The organism is Burkholderia sp. MSMB1459WGS, assembly GCF_001534535.1.
Classification (GTDB): domain Bacteria; phylum Pseudomonadota; class Gammaproteobacteria; order Burkholderiales; family Burkholderiaceae; genus Burkholderia.
Genome location: NZ_LPMU01000052.1, coordinates 213,468 through 233,684, shown reverse-complemented (window position 1 = coordinate 233,684; position 20,217 = coordinate 213,468). Strand labels below are relative to the sequence as shown.

Genomic DNA, 20,217 nt, shown 5'->3' with positions numbered 1-20,217 from the left:
GGCCGGATATAGAGCTGCAGCCCATCCTGTCTGTCGGAACACACGAAAACTGTTGCAAACGGGACGCGTTCATATAGCGCTCCATGGCCCGCATCGTTCGTTTCCACCGCACCGGCGGCCCCGACGTACTGCAGATCGACACCGTCGACGTGCCCGCGCCGGGCCCCGACGACATCCAGCTACGCGTGAAGGCGATCGGTCTCAATCGTGCGGAAGTCATGTTCCGCCGCGGCGAATACACGTTCATGCCGCGTTTTCCGGCGTCGCTCGGCTACGAGGCGTCGGGGGTGGTCGCGGCGGTCGGCCGCAACGTGACGGCGTTCGCCGAAGGCGACGCGGTGAGCGTCGTGCCGGCCTTCTCGTTCGCCGACTACGGGATGTACGGCGAGGTGGTCAACGTGCCCGCGCATGCGGTGGTCAGGCATCCGGACAGCCTGTCGTTCGAGGAAGCGGCCGCGACGTGGATGATGTTCGTGACGGCCTACGGCGCGCTGATCGAACTCGGCGGGCTCCAGCGCGGCGATGCGGTGCTGATCGGCGCCGCGTCGAGCAGCGTCGGGCAGGCCGCGATCCAGATCGCGAACCAGATAGGCGCGGTGCCGATCGCGCTGACGCGCGGCGAATCGAAGCGTCGGGCGCTGCTCGATGCAGGCGCGAAGCACGTGATCGTCGGCAGCCCCGCCGACCTGCCGCAACAGGTGGCCGAAATCACGGGCGGCATCGGCGCGCGTCTCGTGTTCGACCCGGTCGGCGGCCCCGACGCGGCGAACCTGCTGCGTACGCTGGCCACCGGCGGCACGTTCTTCCAGTACGGCGCGCTCGACACGCGCGACATCCCGGTGCCGGTGATGGACCTGCTCGCGCGCCACCTGACGCTGCGCGGCTACGAGCTGTTCGAGATCACCGGCAGCGCGCAACGGCTCGAACACGCGAAGCGCTTCATCGTCGACGGGCTCGCGGCCGGCACGCTGAAGCCGCGAATCGATCGCACGTTCGCGTTCGACGACATCGTGGACGCGCACCGCTATATGGAAGCCGGCGCGCAGGTCGGCAAGATCGTCGTCACGGTCTGAGCCGCGCCCATGGCGAGCGGCGCGCGCCGCTCGTCAGCTTTCGAAATACCGCGGCCGGTCGATATCGGCCAGCAGCCGCGGCTGCGTCGGCGCCCAGCCGAGCGATGCCCGCGTGCGCTCGCTGGTTGCGGGCGCATCCATCCCCGCAAACATCGCGAACCAGCCGAAGTGCTCGCCGGCTTCCGCCGCCGACTTCGCGACGACCGGCACGTTCAGCCGGCGGCCGATCACCTCGGCGATCTCGCGGAACGGCACGCCCGTATCGTCGACCGCGTGATAGCGCGCGCCGGCCGCGCCGCGTTCGATCGCGAGCCGGTACACACGCGCCGCGTCGAGCCGGTGCACGGCCGGCCAGCGGTTCGCACCGTCGCCGATGAACGCCGATACGCCCTTCTCCCGCGCGAACGCGATCAGGCGCGGCACGAACGCGTGATCGCCGTCGCCATGCACGGACGGCGGCAGGCGGACGACCGACGCATGCACGCCGCGCGCTTCCAGCGCGACCGCGGTCGCTTCGGACGCACGCGGATAGCTCGCCGACACCGGCACGTGCGGATCGTCCTCCGTCGCCGCGCGGCCGGGCGCGACGAGCGCGAGACCCGACGTGACGACCAGCGGCCGCGCCGAGCCGGCGAGCACCGCGCCGATCGTCTCGATCGCGCGGCGATCGAGTTCGCAGTTCTGCGCGAAACGCGAGAAGTCGTGATTGAATCCCGTATGGATCACCGCATCGGCGGCCTCGGCGCCGCGCGTCAGGCTGTCGAGATCCTCCAGCGACCCGCGATGGACGTCGGCACCGGCCGCGGCAACCGACGCCGCCGCCGCATCGGACCGCGCCAGCCCGAGCACCGAGTGCCCGGCCGCCACGAGTTCGGCCACGACGGCCGAACCGACGAATCCCGATGCTCCCGTAACAAAGACACGCATGTTCAGCACCTCCGGATGAAATGGAGGCTTACTATGTGCCGATGGCCGCTCGCGGTGAAGCCGTGACGGTTTACCGGTAAACGAACTAACAGGATATGGCTGACGCCCCCGACAACCTGCTCGGCGCGTACCTGCGGGACCGCCGCGAGAAACTCGACCCGGCCGCGCTCGGGCTGCCGGCCACGCGCCGCCGCACGCCGGGCCTGCGGCGCGAGGAAGTCGCGCAGCGCGCGCATGTGAGCGCCGCGTGGTACACCTGGCTCGAACAGGGGCGCGGCGGCGCGCCGTCGGCCGACGTGCTCGACCGGCTCGCCCGCGCGCTGATGCTCAACGAGGCCGAGCGCGAGCACCTGTTCCTGCTCGGCGTCGGCCACCCGCCCGAGGTGCGCTATCACGCGCCGGCCAGCGTGACGCCGCGCCTGCAGCACGTGCTCGATTCGCTCGACGCGAGCCCGGCGATCATACGCACGGCGACCTGGGACGTCGCCGCGTGGAACGACGCGGCGGCCGCGACGCTGACCGACTACGCGACACTGCCGCCGGCTGCACGCAACATCCTGCGGCTGATCTTCGTCGACGCGCGCGTGCGCGCCGTGCAGCCGAACTGGGAGCGCATCGCGCGGTTCGCGGTCGGTGCGTTTCGTGCGGACGTCGCGCGCAGCGGCGCGACGCAGGCCGTGCAGGCGTTCGTCGACGAGATGCGCGCGACGAGCGCCGAATTCGACGCGATGTGGCGCGACCACGCAATCCATTCGCAGCACGAAGGCACGAAGGAGATCCGCCATCCGCAGGCCGGCCGGATCGCGTTCGAATATTCGGCGTTCACGGTCACCGGCCGCCCGGATCTGAGCCTCGTGATCTTCACGCCGGCGACGCAGGACGACCGCGCGCGGATCCGGGCGCTCGTCACGGCCCGCGAACGGGCACGCAGCACGGTGCAAGCGCCGGCCGTGTGACCGCGCACTGCTTTCCCGGGGGCTTGATTCCGCACGACACGGATCGACGGATCGCGAAGCAGTATGTGCCGTTCGATATCGACCACTGACGAACGCGCGCGGAAAACGCAAAGGGGCGTCGCGCGCGGATGCGCGACGCCCCTGGTTCATTCACGGAAAAGTACCGACTATGCCGCGCGCTGCAGCAGGTCCGTGGCGAAAGACTTCGCATGCGCGACGGCTTCCTGCGCGTCGCCGAATACGCCGAGCTGATCCCAGTGCTCTTCGGCCGCGTAGGTGCCTTTCACGGCGAGCGCCCGCTGGACGCTCAATTGCGCCGCGTACCGGCCATCATCCAGCGGCCGGGCCTTCGCGACGACCTTGTGCGGCGGGCTGGCCCGCTCCGGCTGAACCAGCTCGACAGGGCCGCTGGCCGTGCCGATATTCATCAACTCGTTCCTGGCGTTGCAGTCGGGGCAGTAGAAGCACCAGCCCGTGTCCTCCTGATGGTGCCTGACCTGCCCGCGAGCCAGCACGGCACGACATTCGACGTTTTCGCAGATGAACGGCATCGCAGTCTCCGGAGTTGTTTGTCGGAAATCCTAGCATGTCCGCGGGCGGTCAACCATCGGCATCCGCATGATTGCCGCGCCGGGGTTTCGGCGGGTTACGGAGGCCCGGCCGCGGGAGCGTCGCCGCCTTCCGCTGCACTGCAAAATCGGCGCATTTCCCGGATCGGGAAGTAGCAGGCGCGACCGCGCGCCGGATCGTGCCCCACGCATTCTCGGAGAATCGTGCAAGAAATGCGGACTTGCGGAATAACGGTCACGCATGCTTCCGCGCGATGCTGTCGGTTCTTCATCTCCCACCGAGGAACGGACATGACCCGCCACGACATCGAACAGAAAGTAATCCTGATCACCGGCGCGAGCAGCGGCATCGGCGAGGCCACCGCCCGCTATCTGGGCGCGCGCGGCGCGCGCCTGATGCTCGGTGCGCGCCGCACCGAACGCCTGGCCGCGCTCGCCGACGACATTCGCGCCGACGGCGGCACCGCGGCCTGGCGCGCGCTCGACGTCACGCAGCGCGACGACAGCGTCGCCTTCGTCGACGCCGCGCTCGCCGAGTACGGGCAGATCGACGTCATCGTCAACAACGCGGGCGTCATGCCGCTGTCTCCGATGGCGTCGCTGAAGGTCGACGAGTGGGACCGCATGGTCGACGTGAACATCAAGGGTGTGCTGTACGGCATCGCGGCCGCCCTGCCGGTGATGAATCGGCAGGGCTTCGGCCAGATCGTCAACGTGTCGTCGATCGGCGGATTGCGGGTATCGCCGACGGCCGCCGTCTATTGCGCGACGAAATACGCGGTACGCGCGATCTCCGAAGGCTTGCGGCAGGAGAACGACAAGCTGCGCGTCACGTGCATCTGCCCGGGTGTCGTCACGTCCGAGCTGGCCGACACGATTACCGACCCGGTCGCCGCCGAAGCGATGACACGATACCGCAGCATCGCGCTCGAACCCGAAGCGATCGCGGCGGCCATCGCGTATGCGATCGCGCAGCCAGCCGATGTCGACGTGAACGAGATCGTCGTGCGTCCGACCGCGACGGTCGCGGGCTAGCGGACGACGCGTCTGCCCGAGGTCGCCCGGGATAAACTGTCGGCCCGACACCGAACCTGGAGATGCTCGATGTTGATCCGCGTTGCGACACTGGCCGATGCCGTCCCGCTCGCCGAACTGAAGCGCGATACGTTTCGCGAGACCTTTCTGCAGGACGGGTTCGGCATCGACTATCCGCCGGACGATCTGGCCGAGTACGAAGCCCGGACGTACTCGGTTGCGGCGATCGCCGAGCAGCTCGGCGACCCGCAGTGCCGGACGTGGGTCGCGGAAGGCGACGACGGCTCGCTGGTCGGATACGCGCATGCCGGGCCGTGCAAGCTTCCCCACCCGGACGTGGCGGACGGTGCGGGCGAGATCCATCAAATCTATCTGCGCCGCAGCACGCAGGGAACCGGCGCCGGACGGGCGTTGTTCGACGCGGCGCTCCAGTATCTCGCCGCGACGCGCCCCGGCCCGGTATGGCTGGGCGTGTGGTCGGGCAACGCGAAGGCCATCGCGTTCTACGAAAAGGCAGGCTTCAAGCGTGTCGGCACGTACGATTTCAAGGTCGGCGAATCGACCGATCTCGAGTTCATCTATCGTCGCTGACCGGCGCTTCCTGTCGGCATCGCGTGAACGCGGCGCAAACCGATACAGTCGATCGACGACGGCGTAAGCGACGCCCTGTCGTCGTTTCGAGCCAAATGGCACGATTCGAGGGTTCCCGGTAAAATCCGCCACTCCGGCGCTATCGACTCATTGCTTCGTCATGCATCGAATTGGATTCTTCGTTTGCCGCGGCTACGACGCGCTCGATCTCGGCGGGCCGCTGTCGGCCTTCAATCAGGTGGCCACGGCCGCCGGCCACACGCCCTACGATCTTCACGTCGTCTCGCCCTCCGGCGGCCCGATTCCCGGCAATACCGGCCTTTCGATCGACACGAAACCGATCGGCAGGCGCGCGTTCGACACCGTCGTGTTCGTCGGCGGCGATATCGCCCCGATGCAAACACCGGAAAATATCGCCGCCGCCAGCAAGCTGGCCGCCAACGCGTCGCGGGTGGCCAGCGTGTGCACGGGCGCATTTCTGCTGGCGGAAACCGGTTCGCTGGACGGCCTGAGAGCGGCGACGCACTGGCGCTACGCCGCGCAATTGCAGGCACGCTTCCCGCGCACGCGGGTGGACGGCGACAGTATCTACGTCGTCGATGGTCATGTCTGGACGTCGGCGGGCATCGCGTCCGGCATCGACCTCGCGCTCGGCATGATCGAACGGGATATGAGCGCGGAAATCGCGCGCGAGGTCTCGCGGCTGCTGGTCGTTCCGTATCGGCGGCCCGGCGGGCAGTCGCAATTCTCCGCGATGTCGCGGATGGAGCCGGAATCGGATCGCATCCGCATCGCGCTGAATTTCGCCCGGGAACATCTGGCCGAAGCGTTGCCGGTCGAGCGGCTCGCCGATGCCGCCAGCTTGAGTGTGCGACAGTTCGGGCGTGCGTTTCGCCGGGAAACCGGCGAAACGCCGGCGAGGGCCGTCGAGCGTTTGCGCGTCGAAGCAGCGAGGCTGCGCCTTCAGGGCGGCAGCGAACCGATCGAACAGATTGCGCTGGCGGTGGGATTCACCGATCCGGAACGGATGCGCCGAGCGTTCGTCAAGCTGCTTGGACACCCGCCGCAAGCGGTTCGTCGCGAGAGCAGGTCGAACGCAGCGCGCTGATCGGTCGCCTGCCGATCGGCGCGCTGCATGGCCCACTTCCCGCTAACCGGCTATGGGCGCGTGAGCACGTAGCGCGCCAATTCGCCGGCCGTCAGCGATAGTCAGTCCTTGACCGGCGGGTAAGCGTTCCACATGTCGCGATGCAGCTTCCACGTGCCGCCCTGCTTCAGGAAGACGAGCGTCTGCTTGGCGCGGATCTTGAGCTTTCCCTCACCGTCTCGAACCTCCACGTCCGATACCTCCGTCACGACCCGGTCGTCACCGTAGAACTCGACGTTGCTGAACGATACGGTGCCGGGTTTCGATCCGGCATACCCGTTGGTGAAGTACTCGGCGATCGCGCGGCGGCCCGCGACTTTGTCGCCTCCCGGCGGCAAGAGCGTACCGTCGTCGGTATAGAGGCGGCTTATCGCGTCGTAGTCCCCACGTGCAAAGGCATCCGCCCAGCGCGTGTTCTCGGCCTTGATGGCCGCTTCGGGCGGGCGTTGCGCGCCACCGGCGATAGCCGGCGCCGTGAATGCAAAGAAGGACATGCACGCTGCAAACGCAGCAGTACGAAGATGAATCTGTCGCATCGAGTGAGTTCCGAATCGGTTTGAATTGAAGAGGCGGTGATCCGCACGCGTGGCCCGCAAGCGCGTCAACGAACGCCGGGAACGCGTGCGAGTCCCTTCGATGCGCCGGGCAGCTTCTTGTCGACCATCGCGACGAGTTCGGGCCGCGCATCTCTCGGATGACCGGAGTGGAACGGCGGATCGGGATCGTATTCGACGACGAGTTGCGTGTATTCGGCCGCCTGCCGGCCGCGCAGCTTCGCCGCCACGCGCAGCGCGAAATCGATGCCCGCCGTCACGCCGCCGCCGCTCATGAAGCGGCCGTCGTCGTCCTCGACGAAGCGATCGGGCACGGGAATCGCGCCATACTCGGACAGCTTGTTGAGAAAGGCCCAGTGGCAGGCGCTGCGCTTGCCGTCGAGCACGCCCGTCGCGGCGAGCACGAGCGAGCCGTTGCACACCGACGTCACGTGTCTGGCACTTTCCGCCAGGCGCCGGATCTGCGCCTGATACGCCGGCCGCATCGGCGCCGACAAATTGGACCCGCCGGGCACGAGAATCATGTCGGTCTTGTCGATGTCGGCCAGCCGTTCGGTCTTGCCGTACACGACGCCGAATTCGAGCGTCACGTCGCCGCCATCGAGGCTCGCATAGCGCACGTTCGTATTCGGTAACCGGTGGAAAATCTCGCTGGGGCCCGCGAAGTCGAGCAGCGTGCCGCCGTCATAATTGACGATCAGGATATCGAACGGCTCGTTCGGCGCGAGCAGCCCTGCGCTGCCCGTCCGTGCCAGCGCAGGCGTGGCGTGCCCGAGCAACGCGCCGCCGCCCAGCACGGCGCCAAGCGTGGCGGCGCTGCCGAACTTCAGGACATCGCGGCGCGAGCGGCCTGCCCGCGTAAGTTGCCTGGCAGAGGCCTGGTTATCGCTACTGTCGGTCAAGATGATTGCTCCTTGCACTTCGGCCCATCGGCGAGCGCAACCTCGCCGGGCCGGATGAAATAACCGCCACGGCGAACGGCGCGGCGAACGTGAAATCGGGATGGGGATGAGCCGGGATGGCGTGCCGGGCCCGGGAAGCGCGAAGCGCAAACTCAAAGCTGCGACGCGCCGCCATCGACGACCAGCTCCGTGCCGACGACGTACGACGATTCGTCGCTGGCGAGATAGAGCGCCGCGTATGCGATATCGTCGGCCTTGCCCATTCGGCCCGCCGGATTCGCTTCCGCGAATTCGGTCTTGCGGTCGCGCACCCATTCGTCAGGCTTGCCCCACTTCGAGAGCAGCGGCGTATCGATCGGGCCGGGCGCGATTGCGTTGAAACGGATTTTCCGGTCGAGAAATTCGTACGACCAACTGCGAGCCAACGATCGCACGGCGGCCTTCGCCGCCGCGGTCAGCGAGATGCCATGCTTGCCGGTCTGCGCGACGAACGAGGTATTGAGGATGACTGACGACCCTTCGCGCAGGTACGGCAGCGCTGCTCGAAGCGTGTACACCACGCCCTTGACGTTGACGTCCATGATGTCGTCATAGAGCGTGTCGTCGATGTCGTCGACTGCGGACGGGAAGGCCCAGCCGGCATTGGCGAACACGACATCGAGACCGCCGAACGTCTCGTTGGCCTCGGCAGCAATCGCGCGCATGTCGTCGAGCGACCGCACGTCGCCCTTGAGCACGACCGCATGCTTGCCGAGCTCCGCCTTCACGCGTTCGAATACGGTCTCGTCGCGCCCCGTCACCGCGACGCGCGCACCTTCCGCAATGAACAGCTTCGCGGTGGCGAGACCGATGCCGCTGGTGCCACCGGTGATCAACGCCGACTTGTTCTCGAGCCTCATCTTCCGTTCCTTTTCATGTCCGTGATCGATCGGGCCGAATACGCGACGCGCGATGGCGTTTGCAGGTTGGTTCCGGCTTGATCGTCCACGTGAAGTATGGAACGGGAGGTCGATGGCACAAAGGTCGTATAACCCTCAAAAAACGCCATTCGGTGCGAACGGGCACGACACACCGGACGACATCGTTCGCGGTACGTCGATGGCGGCACGCGGCACGGCATGCGCGTTCGAGCGGACTACGCGGACGCCCGCAGCGCGCGCTGCCCTGCCGCGAATGCAGCGCCCGCGAATAGCGTCAGCGCGGAATACACGAGCCCGCGTGCGAGCCCCGCACTGTCCGACACCCAACCGATCGCGACCGGCCCCGCGATCTGCCCGAACGCGAAGACCGTCGTGAATGCGCTGATGCCCTTCGCCCAGCCGTCGGGCGGCAGGTTGTGCCGCACGAAGGCCGTCGTGGAGGCAACCGCCGACAGGAACGTCGCGCCGAACAGCAAGCCCGACGCGAATGCGGCCGCCGGATGCACGAACAGCGCGGGCATCAGCGTCGCGACGCCGAGCAGCGCGTTGAGCACGGCGAGCGCCTGGCCGCCGCGCATCCGGTCGAGCAGCCCCGACCACAGCCGCGCCGACACGACGGTCGCGACGCCGAGCATCACGTAGAACGCGGCGACGACCGTGCCGCTCATCCCCGCACCACGCAGCAGCGCGACGATGAACGTCATGTAGCCGATATAGCCGACGCCGAACAGGCCGTAGCCGGCCAGCGCGAGTGAGAAGCGGGCGGGGCTCGCGGTCGCTGCCGGTTTCGCGCCGTCGCCCTGCCCGCCCGGCGCCGCATGTCCATGCTCGATGCGGCGCGCGGCCGACACGGCCACCGCCGAGAACAGCACGCACGCGACCGCGAGTGCGAACCACGCCGGCTGCCAGCCGTGTACACGGTGCACGAGCGTCGCCGGCACGAGCAGCGACGACGCGACGATGCCCCATCCGGTGCCGCCGTAATAGAGGCCGAGCAGCAGCCCTGCGTCGCGCGGCGCTGCGGATGCGAGCCGCGCGGCCAGCACGCCGCCGCTGATGAAGATCGACGCGCTGCCGATACCCGTCGCCAGCCGCTGCGCGAGCAGCGCGTACATGTCCGACGTGAGCCCGCCCGCGGCCATCAGCACGGCGGTCAACACACAGCCGGCCGCGAGCAGCGTGCCCGCGCGCCAGCGGCGCGACAGCAGCGGAAAGGCAAGCGCACCGATCAGGTAGCCGGCCGCGTTCGCCGTGTTCAGCGCGCCGGCCTGCGCGAACGTCCAGCCGAGATCGGCCTTCATCGGCGGCAGCAGCAGCGCATACGAAAAGCGCGCGAGGCCGAGCGCGATCGCGCTGCCGAGCGACAGACGGATTGCGAGCCGCCACGCGGCCATGCGGCCGGGATCGGTTGCGCCGGCGTCCGGCCGCGAGCGGCCGGCACGCTCCGGTTGCGGCACTGCGCGCATCGGGAGTGTCTCCATCGTTGTTCGATTCCGGGGCTTTCGCCGCCGTCGGTCGATCATACTTGAGCCGCCGTGAAACCGGCATGCGCTGCCGGCAAAAACCCGCCAGCCGACGCTGGCACGCACTACCGCCCGAGTCCGGCCACGAATGCCTCGAACAGCGCGCGCCCTTCGGGCCATCCGCCCAACCCCGACGCCGCGTTCAGATGGCCGCGTGCGCCAAGCAGAAGCGGCGTCGCGCCCCGTTCCGCGACCCATTCCAGCGCGCGCCCCGACGGATCGTACGGATCGTCCGTGCTCGCGATCGCCAGCACCGGCATGCGCCCGAACCGACCGCTCGGCAGGTTCGCGAACGCGGCGGCGGCAACCGGAAAGCGCGGCCCTGCCGGATCGGGCACGGCCACGAGAAACGCGCCGCGCACCGGGCGCGCCGAAACCGCATGCCAATACGCGAACAACAAGCAGCCCAGCGAATGACCAATCACGAGCGGGGGCGCCGCCGCGCTCGCCACGGCCGCGTCCAGCGCCGCTGTCCAGTCGGCCAGGTCGGGCGCATCCCACGAAGCCGGCGCGATACGCGCGGCGCCGGGAAACATCGTCTCCCAATGACTCTGCCAATGATCCGCTCCCGAATTGCCGATACCCGGCACGATCACGATCGCCTGATCCATCACACCCTCCGTCAACGAAAAGCCAGAGTGTGACCACGCGCCGGCCGGCACGGAATGGCAAGTCATCGGTTATTGAGACAAAATGCCGATGAATCAACGGTACCGGAGGACCGTCATGCCGGATGAAGTACTGGATCGCCTGGATCTTGCGATCCTCGAAGCGCTGCAGGAGAACGCGCGAACGCCGCTATCGGAGGTGGGCAGGCGCATCGGGCTGTCGCAGCCCGCGACCTCGGAGCGCGTCAAGCGGCTGGAAGAACGCGGCATCATCGCCGGCTACGGCGCACGGATCGATCCGGCGGCGCTGGGGTTGGGCATGATGGCCATCATCCGGCTCAAAACGACTCACGAGCACATCAAACCGGCGCTGCGCACGTTCGCCGAGATGCCGCATGTCATCGAAGTCCACCGCATGACCGGCGACGACTGCTTTCTGCTGAAGGTGCTGGTGCCGACACCGGGCCAGCTCGAAACCCTCATCGACGCGATTGCCCGCTTCGGCGCGGTCACGACTTCGCTGGTGCTGCGCTCCGAACCGACCAAAGCGATCGGAAAGGCGTTGCTGGGATGACGTGCGGATCGGCTGCGTGACACATGAATCGGCGGACCGGTTCGAGCGTCAGGCGATCGCGCACGCGATTTTCGCGAATGACATAAAGCGCAGCAATCCGGGCAATTGAATTCAAATTAAAAATAACCGAATTGATTTCGTCGATCCGAATTTCTTCAAATAAAAAAATGATGCGCGATCTGTCGCTCGTTTTATCCGGTTTTTCCAATATTTGAACCGCAAATGACTCATGTTTAGCACGTCACGGCTAAAAACATTGCAACGCATTGCATTCGAAAAATCATCAGACTAATATCGACGCCACTCGTCCGGCATTCACGAAATCCCGAACGAGGAGCGGCAATATTTTTTGCCGCGCTTTCATGTTGAATCACTCATGTTCACCACAGGAGAATTGACATGCAGGAAACTCAGCAGATCGAATTGCTTGACTGGATGCAGGAAGACACGCACCCCGAGGCCGTCGACATGATGGTCGAGGACGCCGTGGTGCCGTTCGGCACCGCGCTCTGGCCGGTCTGAGCGGGCCACCCGTTCTCGCGGAAGGGCCGCGGCCCTTCCGCCGCTTCCGGAGATACGCATGCTGAACCTGCACCGCGCGCTCGGCTTTCACCCGGCGCTGCGCGACAAGCTGGCACGCGGCGAATCGGGAAAACTGCTGGTCGGCTACGACACCCGCAATCGCGACGTCGCGTTGCGCGCCTTTTCCGCCCTGCCCGACTCACTCGCCGCGACCACCCTCTGCCTCGAAAGCACCCCGCCCGCCGACATCGCCGCCGCGCTCGTCGACGCCGACCTGTTCGTGCTGCTGTACGACTCGTCGTGCCTGCCGACGCCGTCGCCGAGCGGGCCGCCGTTCCTCGCCGCGATCCGCCCCGCGATCGTCGAGCACTGGAGCAAGTCGGTTTTGTTCAAGGATTACGGCCCGCATCTCGACGAGGCGTTCGCCGAATCGCTCGACGACATCGCCGCACGCAACGGCCGGCTGATCGAGGCCGCCGCGCGCGCATCGCGGATCCGCTTCGTCGACGAAGCCGGCAACGCGCTGACGGGCTCGCTCGCGCCCGACCAGAAATGGACGAGCGTGGACGGCATGGGCAACCTCGACGTCGTGCCCGGCGAGATCGCGACGCACGTGACCGACCTCAACGGCTCGGTCGTATTCAGCGGCACGTTTCTCGGCACCGTGCCGTTCGCGATCAAGTACAAGGTGGCCGAGCGGCTCGCCACGCTGCATGTCGAACACAGCATGATCGTCGATTTCGACACCGACGATGCGGGCTTCCGGCGTGATTTCTCGACCTATCTCGATCGGCACGCGAATCACCGGCGGATCGAGGAATTCGGCATCGGCACGAACCTCGGCATACGCGGCCTGTACGGCCGCAACGCGGGGTTCGAGGAACGCCACCCGGGGCTGCATCTGGGGCTTGGCGGCGGCGAAAACGGCAGCCACCATCTCGACCTGATCTTCGCACGCGGCACGCTCGCGTTCGACGAACGGATCGTGTTCGACGGCACGTTCGCCGTCTGACGCAGCGGCGGATTGCTCAGGCTTCGGCGGCCGCCGCGTCGCCGAGCCACTTGAACATCACGAAGCAGTCGACGAAGCCGAGCCGCGCGTGACGATATGCGCGCGGCAACCGGCCGACGATCTCGAATCCCAGCTTCTGCCACAGCGCGACCGCGACCTCGTTCGTCGCAACCACCGAATTGAACTGCATCGCGAGAAAACCACGCTCGCGCGCCACCTGCTGCGAGTGCTCGCACATCAGGCGCGCGACGCCGCGTCCGCGCGCGGCCTCGCTCACCATGTAGCCGCAGTTGCTCACGTGCTTGCCGGGGCCGGCCGCGTTCGCCTTCAGGTAATACGAGCCGAGCACCACGCCGTCCTCCTCGGCGATCCACGTGCAGAGCGGCGCTTCGAGCCACAATGCGCGTGCCGCTTCCGGTGTCGGGTCGGGATCGAATGCGTAGGTTTCCTGAGCAGCGACGATGGCGCGGTAGGTCGGCCAGAAACGCGCGAAATCGTCGTCGGTCATCGGGCGGATCGTGATCATGCGGGGGCTCTCTTGAAGGTGATGTCGACAGGCAAGTCAGGCAAACGAGCGATCGTACCGCGATTCATCGCGGGTCGCGTGCTCTCAGCGCCGCACCGCGATACGCGCCCGGCGGCACGCCGTGTCAGCGCGTGGACGCCTGCGAAAAGCTGGACGGATCGCCGAAGCCAAGCCGCTCGGCCGCGGCGCGCGCCCCTTCATCGCACCATCGATACCGGCCGTTTGGCCGAATCGTCACGCGCCACACCGGATGAAAAAAATGATCGTCGGCCGGGAAGCGAGCGCCATGCCCTGACATCCCGAGCCATGGAGACGCCGCATGCGCGTCGGCCACCCAGCCATTGCGATGCGAACGTCTCGCTCCATTTACTTATTTGTAGTTTATAAGTTACAATGCCTTCCAGGTTCGAACTGCTTCGCTATCAGCGCGACGACGGTCGCGAGCCTTTCACCGAATGGCTGAACGCCGTGCGTGACAAGCTCGCGCAGGCACGAATCCGCGAACGCCTGCTCCGTGTGCAGGCCGGCAATTTCGGCGACTGCGAGCCGGTCGGCGAAGGCGTGATCGAACTGCGCGTCCATGTCGGCGCCGGCTACCGCGTGTATTTCGGTCGGCACGGCAGCGCCTTGGTGTTGCTGCTGTCCGGCGGCGACAAGGCCTGTCAGTCCGACGACATCAGGCGCGCCAAGGAACACTGGTCGAACTGGAAACGGAGGCAAACATGAACAAGCTCAAAGGCGCGGTATCGCACCACGACGCGGAAGTCGCCGAACTCGGCGCCGATCGCGAGCTCGCGGTCGCCTATCTGCGCGTCGCGATGGAATCGCTCGACGATCCGGAGAACCGCGCGGCCGGGTTGCTCGCGCTGCGCACGGTCGCGGAAGCGTATGGCGGGCTCGGCGCCGTCGCGGCCGAGGCCGGCATCAGCCGCGAATCGCTGTATCGCACGCTGTCCCCGAGCGGCAACCCGACGCTGAAAACCCTGCTCGCGGTGCTCAAGACCGTCGGCCTGCGCCTGTCCGTCGTTCCCGCGCAGCCGTCGCACGCTTGAGGGCCGCACGTCACGCCCTGCCCATTCACGGCTTCACCATCCAGACCAGCAACATCTCCTCCGGCCCGGCCGTCGTCCCCGCCGGCGGATGCTCGATCCTCGGCTCGACCGCCAACGCGTGCGCAATCGCCGCCGCATCGTCGATCGTCGTCGTGTGCACGAGCGTCATCAGCCGCGCCGGCCGGCGCAGCGTTTCGCGATACAGCGCGCCGTACCACAGCGGCCGCATGCCGAGCGCATCCTGCAACACGTACGGATAACGCCACAACCGCAGCACGAAGCGGCTTTCCGGGTGGGCCGGATCGACGCGGACGAAGACGCGCCGCGTGCTTTCGCCATGGGTATAGCGCGGCAGTACGGGCAGCGTGTCGACGGGCGCCTGCGGCGCCAGCCAGCGCAGTGCGGTGGCCGGCGACCACGGCGTCGCGCGCTGCCAGCCGGCCTGCGCGAGATGACGGACGAGCGTGTCCGACGTCGCGCTCCATTGCAGCGGCAGATATTCCTCGCGGTCGCCGCCGATCTCGGTGCGCCGCGTCGGCACGCGCTGCCACCCGCCGCGCAGCCACTGGTCGACGGTCATCGCGACCACATCGCCGACATGCGGACGCGCCGCGCGATCGCGCTGCCATTGCGCGGGCACCGTCCATACGCCGGCCGTCGCGAGCACGACGACGACTGCGACGAGCGCGCCTCGCGGCTGCACGTGCTCGCGCACGCGCCAGTACGCATGGGCGCCGGCGAGCAACGCGAACCACGCGAGCCCGAGGCTCCATCCACCCAGCAGGCCCGACAGCCAGGTATCGCCGACATACAGCCGCGCGAAGCCGCCGAGCACGATCCACAACACGACCGCCGTCACGACCGGAATGCGCCACAGCGCGGGCCGGTCGCGCGTGATCAGCCAGCCGAGGCCGCTGCTCGAGAGGATCGCGAAGGCGGCGTCGGCATCGGGCAGCGGCACGTGCAGCGCACCGGGCGGCAGGCTCGCGGGCGTCGCGCCGGGCACGCCCGCGCCGAACACCGGCACGAGCGCGACGGCGACGCCGACCGTCGCGAGCCACCATGCGGCCGTCAGCCAGCAGCGATGGATCATCAGCCAGACGAGCAACGCGGCCGCGACGATCAGCCCCGTGTCGTGCCCATGCAGGATGGCGAGCGCACTCATCGCGGCGTCCGCGGGCGGCGTGCGCAGGTTCTGCAGGAATGCATACAGCGCGATGTCCGCATGCATCAGCGGATCGTTCGCGACGACGTCCTGCACGATCCCCGCGAACAGCCACACGCAGCCGATGAACAACAGCGCAAGCACGGGCACCGCGCCCGGCAACCCGCGCAGGTACGCGATGCCGTCGTGCAGCCGCGCGCCGAACCGCGGCCAGCGGCGCGCGCATGCATGCACGGCGTCGGCGAGCGCGCGGCACAACAACGGCCATCCGCGCCGCAGCGCGACGCGCACGCCGATCCACACGAGCGCGACCAGCGCGGCCACGACCAGCAGGATCGCGGCGACCCGCACGCTGATCGCCGCGGCGAGCGCGGCCGACGCGCCGAACAGGATGCCGGGTGCGATGTGGACAGGCGCCCACACGAGCGCCGAGATCACGTTGACCGGATAGAACGACCGACGCGGCAGCGTCGCGCAGCCGACGACGACCGGCACGACCGCACGCACCGGCGCGAGAAAGCGCGCGAGCACGATGCTCTTCGTCCCGTGACGCAGCACGAACTCCTCGCCGCGCGCGTAGGCGCTCGCGTAGCCGAAGCGCGCCCACGCGTTGCGGATCATCCCGCGGTAACGTCGCCCGAGTTCGTAGCTGATCCCGTCGCCGATCACCGCGCCGACGGCCGCGACGCCGATCGTCGCCCATGCGTCGAGCGCGCCCGCGCCGATCAACGCACCGGCCGCGAACATCACGGCGCCGGCCGGCACGATCGTGCCGATCAGCGCGATCGCCTCGGCACAGGCAGCCACGAACACGATCGCCAGCACGAGCAGCGGATGCGCGCCGATCGCGCCGATCCACGCGTGGATCGTGTCGCTCATCGCACACTCCCGGACGGGGCGGCCCGGTGCGCGAACGGCGGGCCGGCAGGGGGATTGGAGACGTTCATCGCGACATGCGCACGCTCGCGCCGGTGGCGGGGTCAGGGATCAATCGAACTCGTGTTGCCGCGCGTCGGCCTCGAGCGGTGCGTCGTGGTAGCCGACCGTCGCGATCTCGTGCAGATAGCGCGCAAGAAACGCGCCGATCGAGCCGGCGGCCTCGTATTGATGCACGTGCCGGAATTCGTGCGTCAGCAGGCGGCGCGTGTCGTGCCCGCGCAGCACGTACACCGCGTGACCGAGCGTGAGGCCGATCGTCCCGGGCGACAGCAGCCCCGTGTCGCGGGCGATCGCAGCGAGCGTCGGCGTGTCGGGAAACGGCATGCGATCGACCGCCACCACGCGGATCCGGTCCGGTTGCACGACGCCCACCGTGCGCGCGTCGTCAGCTTGGGCCGGCGTCAGCGGCGCACCCAGCGCGAGCCCGCGCGCCGCCTCCGCTTCGGCCCATGCGACGGCGGCGGGCAGTGCGGACGGCAGGATATCGGCAAGGTCGATCATTGCAGGGGCTCCTCGGTTCGCGCGGGTGGCATCGGGCACCAGTTTAGTCCCGAATCGGAACGGGTCGGGGGACGGCTCCCGTGATGCCGCGCCGGCCGCGATCTGGTACAGCGATCACCACGGAATACCCTGTTCGGATGCGCGTCGCACCGTACCCTTTCCCGGGGATTTCGCGAACGCGTACCGTTTTCGGGTTCGGAGGCACATATTGGTCAGAAGAACGGCCGCGGCGACAACCGGACGGCAACGCGCGTCATCCCGAAGAGGGTCGCTGGAAGATGATCAAGGTAATTCTGGCTGACGATCACGTGGTCATGCGGGACGGACTGCGTCACATCCAGAAAAGCGCGCAGTTGAACGATGCGTACGAACGGCTCGAACAGCGCGTCGCCGCGTGCACTGCGCAACTGGGCGCGTCGAACCGCGACCTGCGGCGTGAAGTCGAGGAGCGCGTGCGCGCGGAGCGGGCGCTGCAGGTGTCGCGCGACGAGCTGCTCGGGATCGCCGCGATCAGCGCCAGCGCGCGCGAAGCCGAGCAGCGCCCATCGCGCGCGAACTGCACGACGAACTGGCGCAGACGCTCGCGACGCTGAAGAACGATCTCGAATGGCTGATCGACCCGGCCCCCATCAAGCCTGCGCCGCCACCATCCCGCGCTCCGACCGCGTCCACGCGACCAGCGCGCCGATGCCGAGCAGTGCGAGGCACACGATCGGCACGATCATCGGCCCGAACGCGGTGCCCGTCATCTTGCCCGCGAACGGCATCAGGTTCTGGCTGAAGAAGCCGCCGAGGTTGCCGATCGAGTTGATCGCCGCGACGCTCGCAGCCGCCCGCGCGCCGGTGAAATAGCGCGGCGGCATCGACCAGAAGCACGGGTACAACAGCGGAATGCACGCGCCGCCGAGCACGAGCGCGATGAAGCGCAGCGGCGTCGACGGCAGCACGAGGCTCAACAGGAAGCCGAGCGCGCCCAGCGCCGCGACGATCGCGATCGTACGCAGGATGCTCTTCGCGCGACGCAGCTTCGCCGGCAGCCACAGCAGCAGCAACACCGCGAGCGCCCACGGCAGCATGCTCAGGAATCCGTTCGTCGTGCTCGACACGCCGAACGATTTCACGAGCGTCGGCAGCCAGTACGTGACGCCGTACAGCGACGTCGACATCAGCATGTAGGTCGCCGCGAACAGCATCACGCGCGGATCGAGCAGCGCCTTCCACGGCTGACCGTGCTCGGCCTGTGCCGGCTTCTCGCGCTCCAGCGCGGCCGCGACGATCTGCTTCTCGCGCTCGTCGAGGAACGGCGCTTCGCGGAACGACGCGGGCAGCACGCGAAACACGACGATCGCGACGATCACCGCCGGAATGCCCGTCGCGACGAACACCCACTGCCAGCCCGCCAGCCCCCACACGCCGTTCAGGCTCAGCAGCGCGCCGCCGACCAGCGAGCCGAGCATGTTCGCGAGCGCGCTGCCGAGCGTGAAGATGCCGAGCACCTTCGCGCGGTAGCTCTGCGGGAACCACAGCGTCAGGTAATAGATCACGCCCGGATAGAAGCCGGCCTCGGCGATGCCGAGCAGGAAGCGCAGCGAGCAGAACACGGGCATCGACGTCGTGAAGCCCATCAGCACCGTGATGAGCCCCCACGTCAGCATGATCCGCGCGAGCCACACGCGTGCGCCGTAGCGATGCAGCGCGAGCGTGCTCGGTACCTCGAACAGCAGGTAGCCGATGAAGAACAGCGACGACGCGAGCCCGAACGCGGCTTCCGTCATGCCGAGGCTGTGCACCATCTGCAGTTTCGCGAACCCGACGTTCTGCCGGTCGATGAACGCGATCAGGAACATCACGACGAGGATAGGCATCAGGCGCCGCGCCATCTTCGACATGATGCGCCGTTCTTCGGCGGACGCGGGGTCCAGGGTATCGGTAGCGTTCACTTCAGGCTCCTTGCGTGAATCGGTTGCGTATCGGTTGTATATCGGTTGAAACGGCGTCGCGCGCGACGAACGCGCTGGCGTCGGGTGGTTCGATGCATGGCATCGGATCGCGGCAAACGCGGCTCAACCCGACCGGTAGTCGTCGAGCATCGGCGCGAACATCTCGTGCCACGCGCGCGGCTTCGCCTTGATCGTACCGGCCAGGTACAGGAATTCGACGTAGTCCATCAGCTGGTTCGGCAGCACCGAGAAACGCGTGTCGGGCGCGGCGAGCATTCGCATCACGTCGTCGTGCGACACGCCGACGCCCGACGACGCCGCGTAGAGCGCGGCCGCCGCGCGCGGGTCCTGCGCGATCAGGCGGTTCGCTTCGTCGAGCGCGCCGAGAAACGCGACGGCCAGCGCAGGCTGCGCATCGACGAGCCGCTTCGGCGCGAACACGACGTCGAGCGTCAGCGGGCCGAGCACGTCGACCGAACTCACGACGCGATGGATGCCCGGCTGCCGCAATTCGAGCGTCGAGAACGGCGGCGACGTGAAATGCGCGGTCACGCCGTTCTCGCGGCGGATCAGCGCCTGCATCGCCTGCGGATGCGGCAGGTTCACGGTGATCGAATCGAGCTGCGCGAAATGCCTGGCGCCGAGCTGCCGGCTCGCGACCATCTGCAGCACGACCGCCGACAGCGACGTGCGGATGCCCGGCACCGCGATCCGGTCGGACGGCGTGAAGTCGCGAAGCGACACGAGGCCCGGCCGGTTCGCGTTCAGCGACAGCGACGTGGTCGACAGCCCGCTGATGCCGATCACCTCGACGTTCGGAATGCCGCGCGCCCGCGCCCACAGTTCGATGAACCCCGGCGCGCCGGCGCCCGCGAAATCGAGCGTGCCGGCCATCATTGCGTCGTTGACGGAATTGCCGCCGTCGAGCAGCACCCATTCGACCGCGACGTCGCGCACGCCGTGGCGCGCCGCATGCCGCTCGAACAGCCGCTGCTTTTCCATCACGAGCAGCGGCAGGTACAGCACGCCATAGCCTTTCGAGATCCGCACCGTGCGCGGCTTCGCGCGCACCAGCGCCGGCGCGGCGAGCACGCCGAACCCGGCGGCGATCAGTGCGCGGCGGCGCGGCGACGCCGTCATGCGTGCGCCGCCGTGCGGCGGGCGGCCAGCGGCCACGCGCA

The 20,217-nt window shown here is 67.9% G+C and carries 22 protein-coding genes and 1 pseudogene; 11 read left to right on the top strand and 12 right to left on the bottom strand.

Annotated elements, in window-relative coordinates; translation table 11 throughout:
• Positions 1-83: 83 nt before the first annotated feature.
• Complete coding sequence (locus WT97_RS20580) at positions 84-1,073, top strand: zinc-dependent alcohol dehydrogenase family protein (RefSeq protein WP_060354258.1); 990 nt, start codon at positions 84-86, stop codon at positions 1,071-1,073.
• Between the two features lie 33 nt (positions 1,074-1,106).
• Here the strand turns inward: WT97_RS20580 and WT97_RS20575 are convergent, their stop codons facing one another.
• Positions 1,107-2,000 carry an SDR family oxidoreductase gene (locus WT97_RS20575; protein WP_059504366.1) on the bottom strand — a complete coding sequence of 298 codons (894 nt, stop codon included), beginning with the start codon at positions 1,998-2,000 and terminating at the stop codon, positions 1,107-1,109.
• A gap of 95 nt (positions 2,001-2,095) precedes the next feature.
• Between WT97_RS20575 and WT97_RS20570 the strand changes: the two genes are divergently transcribed.
• Entirely contained in the window at positions 2,096-2,956 is an 861-nt protein-coding gene (locus WT97_RS20570; RefSeq protein WP_060036463.1) for a helix-turn-helix transcriptional regulator, read from the top strand.
• Positions 2,957-3,123: 167 nt separating this feature from the next.
• On the opposite strand, the gene WT97_RS20565 is transcribed toward WT97_RS20570, so the two are convergent.
• The gene (locus WT97_RS20565; protein WP_060354257.1) at positions 3,124-3,507 is read right to left on the bottom strand and encodes a hypothetical protein; all 384 of its coding nucleotides are present in this window, start codon (positions 3,505-3,507) and stop codon (positions 3,124-3,126) included.
• 309 nt (positions 3,508-3,816) lie between these two features.
• Here WT97_RS20565 and WT97_RS20560 point away from each other — a divergent pair, with 309 nt between their 5' ends.
• The 3 genes from WT97_RS20560 (at position 3,817) to WT97_RS20550 (ending at position 6,259) form a co-directional block, all read left to right on the top strand.
• Complete coding sequence (locus WT97_RS20560) at positions 3,817-4,560, top strand: SDR family oxidoreductase (RefSeq protein WP_060354256.1); 744 nt, start codon at positions 3,817-3,819, stop codon at positions 4,558-4,560.
• A 69-nt stretch (positions 4,561-4,629) separates the two neighbouring features.
• Complete coding sequence (locus tag WT97_RS20555; protein ID WP_059504235.1) at positions 4,630-5,151, top strand: GNAT family N-acetyltransferase; 522 nt, start codon at positions 4,630-4,632, stop codon at positions 5,149-5,151.
• Positions 5,152-5,311: 160 nt separating this feature from the next.
• Positions 5,312-6,259, top strand: a complete 948-nt coding sequence (locus WT97_RS20550) for a GlxA family transcriptional regulator (RefSeq protein WP_060354255.1) — start codon at positions 5,312-5,314, stop codon at positions 6,257-6,259.
• A gap of 101 nt (positions 6,260-6,360) precedes the next feature.
• Here WT97_RS20550 and WT97_RS20545 read toward each other — a convergent pair whose 3' ends face one another.
• From WT97_RS20545 to WT97_RS20525, 5 genes are all read right to left on the bottom strand, one after another.
• Entirely contained in the window at positions 6,361-6,834 is a 474-nt protein-coding gene (locus WT97_RS20545; protein WP_060354254.1) for an SgcJ/EcaC family oxidoreductase, read from the bottom strand.
• A 65-nt stretch (positions 6,835-6,899) separates the two neighbouring features.
• Positions 6,900-7,754, bottom strand: a complete 855-nt coding sequence (locus WT97_RS20540; RefSeq protein WP_060354253.1) for a DJ-1/PfpI family protein — start codon at positions 7,752-7,754, stop codon at positions 6,900-6,902.
• Positions 7,755-7,906: 152 nt separating this feature from the next.
• A complete protein-coding gene (locus WT97_RS20535; RefSeq protein WP_059794657.1) occupies positions 7,907-8,653 on the bottom strand; it encodes an SDR family oxidoreductase in 747 nt (248 codons plus the stop codon).
• 236 nt (positions 8,654-8,889) lie between these two features.
• Complete coding sequence (locus WT97_RS20530; RefSeq protein WP_060354252.1) at positions 8,890-10,140, bottom strand: YbfB/YjiJ family MFS transporter; 1,251 nt, start codon at positions 10,138-10,140, stop codon at positions 8,890-8,892.
• 122 nt (positions 10,141-10,262) lie between these two features.
• On the bottom strand, positions 10,263-10,808 hold the full coding sequence (locus WT97_RS20525; RefSeq protein WP_059504246.1) for an alpha/beta hydrolase: 546 nt from the start codon (positions 10,806-10,808) through the stop codon (positions 10,263-10,265).
• A 115-nt stretch (positions 10,809-10,923) separates the two neighbouring features.
• On the opposite strand from WT97_RS20525, the gene WT97_RS20520 reads away from it, so the two are divergent.
• The 3 genes from WT97_RS20520 to WT97_RS20510 all read left to right on the top strand — a co-directional run bounded on the left by WT97_RS20520 (position 10,924) and on the right by WT97_RS20510 (position 12,913).
• Positions 10,924-11,379, top strand: coding sequence for an Lrp/AsnC family transcriptional regulator (locus WT97_RS20520; RefSeq protein WP_059504248.1), 456 nt, complete (start codon positions 10,924-10,926; stop codon positions 11,377-11,379).
• A 399-nt stretch (positions 11,380-11,778) separates the two neighbouring features.
• A complete protein-coding gene (locus tag WT97_RS34980) occupies positions 11,779-11,901 on the top strand; it encodes a hypothetical protein (RefSeq protein WP_006479692.1) in 123 nt (40 codons plus the stop codon).
• A 58-nt stretch (positions 11,902-11,959) separates the two neighbouring features.
• Positions 11,960-12,913 carry a hypothetical protein gene (locus WT97_RS20510; RefSeq protein WP_060354251.1) on the top strand — a complete coding sequence of 318 codons (954 nt, stop codon included), beginning with the start codon at positions 11,960-11,962 and terminating at the stop codon, positions 12,911-12,913.
• Between the two features lie 16 nt (positions 12,914-12,929).
• Here WT97_RS20510 and WT97_RS20505 read toward each other — a convergent pair whose 3' ends face one another.
• Positions 12,930-13,439, bottom strand: coding sequence for a GNAT family N-acetyltransferase (locus WT97_RS20505; protein ID WP_060354250.1), 510 nt, complete (start codon positions 13,437-13,439; stop codon positions 12,930-12,932).
• Between the two features lie 393 nt (positions 13,440-13,832).
• Here WT97_RS20505 and WT97_RS20500 point away from each other — a divergent pair, with 393 nt between their 5' ends.
• Positions 13,833-14,165 carry a type II toxin-antitoxin system RelE/ParE family toxin gene (locus WT97_RS20500; RefSeq protein WP_060354249.1) on the top strand — a complete coding sequence of 111 codons (333 nt, stop codon included), beginning with the start codon at positions 13,833-13,835 and terminating at the stop codon, positions 14,163-14,165.
• Complete coding sequence (locus tag WT97_RS20495; protein WP_034205450.1) at positions 14,162-14,491, top strand: DNA-binding protein; 330 nt, start codon at positions 14,162-14,164, stop codon at positions 14,489-14,491. The genes WT97_RS20500 and WT97_RS20495 overlap by 4 nt, the downstream gene beginning before the upstream one ends.
• A 25-nt stretch (positions 14,492-14,516) precedes the next feature.
• Here WT97_RS20495 and WT97_RS20490 read toward each other — a convergent pair whose 3' ends face one another.
• Complete coding sequence (locus WT97_RS20490) at positions 14,517-16,535, bottom strand: VTT domain-containing protein (RefSeq protein WP_060354248.1); 2,019 nt, start codon at positions 16,533-16,535, stop codon at positions 14,517-14,519.
• A gap of 108 nt (positions 16,536-16,643) precedes the next feature.
• Positions 16,644-17,096 carry a hypothetical protein gene (locus tag WT97_RS20485; RefSeq protein ID WP_059794718.1) on the bottom strand — a complete coding sequence of 151 codons (453 nt, stop codon included), beginning with the start codon at positions 17,094-17,096 and terminating at the stop codon, positions 16,644-16,646.
• A gap of 335 nt (positions 17,097-17,431) precedes the next feature.
• Between WT97_RS20485 and WT97_RS20480 the strand changes: the two are divergent.
• A pseudogene (locus WT97_RS20480) lies at positions 17,432-17,736 on the top strand (histidine kinase); the annotation flags it as partial.
• On the opposite strand, the gene WT97_RS20475 reads toward WT97_RS20480, so the two are convergent.
• Both WT97_RS20475 and WT97_RS20470 read right to left on the bottom strand, forming a co-directional pair.
• Entirely contained in the window at positions 17,726-19,036 is a 1,311-nt protein-coding gene (locus WT97_RS20475; protein ID WP_059504257.1) for an MFS transporter, read from the bottom strand. The pseudogene WT97_RS20480 and the gene WT97_RS20475 sit on opposite strands and share 11 nt — an antisense overlap.
• A gap of 123 nt (positions 19,037-19,159) precedes the next feature.
• Positions 19,160-20,176 carry an ABC transporter substrate-binding protein gene (locus WT97_RS20470; protein ID WP_059504368.1) on the bottom strand — a complete coding sequence of 339 codons (1,017 nt, stop codon included), beginning with the start codon at positions 20,174-20,176 and terminating at the stop codon, positions 19,160-19,162.
• Positions 20,177-20,217 lie beyond the last annotated feature (41 nt).